Source organism: Halalkalibacter alkalisediminis, assembly GCF_028610705.1.
GTDB classification, from domain to species: domain Bacteria; phylum Bacillota; class Bacilli; order Bacillales; family Bacillaceae_D; genus Halalkalibacter; species Halalkalibacter alkalisediminis.
This window is the reverse complement of sequence record NZ_JAQQWT010000009.1, coordinates 88,923-91,134: the sequence shown is the minus strand read 5'-3', so window position 1 is coordinate 91,134 and position 2,212 is coordinate 88,923. Positions and strand designations below refer to the sequence as shown.

The 2,212-nt window shown below is 39.5% G+C and carries 1 protein-coding gene and 1 pseudogene; both read right to left on the bottom strand.

Translation table 11 applies throughout. The features are described 5' to 3' along the window. A pseudogene (locus tag PQ474_RS14440) lies at nt 1–855 on the bottom strand (hypothetical protein); the annotation flags it as partial. Between the two features lie 321 nt (nt 856–1,176). Continuing rightward, nucleotides 1,177–1,971, bottom strand: coding sequence for a DUF1444 domain-containing protein (locus PQ474_RS14435; RefSeq protein ID WP_273844584.1), 795 nt, complete (start codon nt 1,969–1,971; stop codon nt 1,177–1,179). Nucleotides 1,972–2,212: the final 241 nt, after the last annotated feature.

The following is a 2,212-nucleotide window of genomic DNA, read 5'->3' as shown; positions in this document are numbered from 1 at the left end:
TTCTACTTGTTCTACTTGTTCTACTTGTTCTACTTGTTCTACTTGTTCTACTTGTTCTACTTGTTCTACTTGTTCTACTTGTTCTACTTGTTCTATCTCTGTTTCTTGTTCTCCCTCTTCTATTTCCTCTAGTTCTTCTTCTAAGAAGCGAGATTCTACTAATTTTGAGATAGAATCAATTTGCTGAGAGGAATCCACTCGTTTAACTTCTTCAACCGCACTTTTCTCTATCGACAAATCTACCTCATCTTCACTTGAGGAGATAGGTAACTTAACTGAAAGGTCTGATTTTAAAGAACCCTTTTCATTCAAATTGTTTGACAGGTGACTTGTATCAGGAACGATCGGCTCATCCACTTCTTCGTTGGCACGTTCCAACACCTTTTCTAATAGATCCGATTGTGTGTTAAAGCGACTTTCTTTCTTCTCAAAGGGTAGCACTGATAAATTATCACCCATTATACTCTTTGTGGTTTCCCTATCTCCAAAACCGTAAACAGGTGAAGGGATTGAAGTCCGTTTAAATTCTGGTTTTGCCACTTTCGGAGCTTCTTGTTTCTTTGGCTGAAGCTTTTCATCGTTGCGTACGACTCTACGTGTTTGTGGCTTCTCTTCTTTTTGTTGTCTCCTCATAGGACCATCGTCGATCAAAGGAAAACGGAATTGACCTGACTTCGGATATTGATAAATTACCCTAGACTCACTTTTCCTTTTTTCTGACTCAACTCTCCCATATGTATAGCCCTTATGATCATTTGGTTGTGGTTCTTGTTTGGGTTCGGACTCTTCTCCTCCTAAAAATTGCTGGAGCCTCCTCATCCATTGATATAGCTTCCCCATGTGAAAATCACTCACTTTCTCCTCGTTCTTTAACTAGTGATTTAAAAAAGGTTGACTCATAGTCTTAATTCCTACACTAATTCAACAAGCTGAATCACGTAATAAGAATCAAAACCGTCCTAGTCAACCTACTCATTCAACTATTTAAACGTTGCACCAACTTGATAAGAATTATCTCACTCATGACGTATTTAGTGTGCAGTGAACAGTCTCACCTTTCATACACGAGTTACTGAATAAGGGAACATGATTCCTTTCTCAGTAGCCTAATCAATCACTAATCCTTTTCCATTGTACCACAATAAGCCTTAATATAACGGGGCATATCGTCCCAATCTATTTTGGTTTTCTCTGCGCCAAAATGAAAGTAGGGTCTAATTCACCATTCTCATAAATAAATGGTAAGGCCGTAACAGGTACCCTACCCTCTCCGAAAAATTGCAAAGCAATCTGGGCCAGTACATCATAGCCTCTCTCATTAACAATGTCAGCGAAAATTAAGACATCTTGATGAGGAATAGCAACGGTTAGTTGACCCGTTGCCAATTTCTCCATTCTTTCTAACAAAGACTGATCTAACACCCGGCTTGCATCGTATCCATCCTTAGCTCGTAAAAAGAAGAAGCGATTGCCTGCCACTTGATCTTCTTTTAAAGGCTGCGGAAGGGAACGTACATTAAACAATGATACTTCTCGAATTTTTTCTTTTGTGTACGAGGTACCTTCAAGCATAGATTCTTTAATTAATGTGTAGGATTCTCCTTGATCGACAACATAATAGATGCGTGTTTCCGCCGTATGCTCATCAAAAAGTAAAGCATGTCCCTCGTTGGATTCAGTTGGAAACGATGTCGACCGGATGACAGGGAATATCTTTTTTTCATTGCCCTCAATCGTCGGGGTCTTTTTCATGGCTTCTACCCCTACTTCAACATAACGAACAACCTCTTCAATTGAGCCAAATTCTTTTCGTTCCCATTTGGCTAAAAGTGGTTTAAGAGCAAGCGTCACTCCTTTTTTAATTTCTTTGTCCTCTATTCGTAAAGTAGCTTCCTTATGATCATAAACGATGGCCCAGCCATCTCTTGTTAGACGCTGTTCAATCTCTTTGCGAAACTGCCTCATTTCCATTCTTAATCCTCTCCTTTATCAACTATATTAGTTTATCAGAAATTCGTCCATGTTCCAAAAAAAGCCGCCTCAATTAGTCGATAACCAATTGCGACAGCTTTATAAGATTTACTTTTCAACCATTTTTTCGAGACCGTATAAATAAGGTAAAGTTCGACCTTTTTACTTTTCCCTTCTGGCTTGAGTAAGAGCGGCAATGGCTACGCACGCTGCGCGCCTTCTATGAGAAACCCGCTCATAG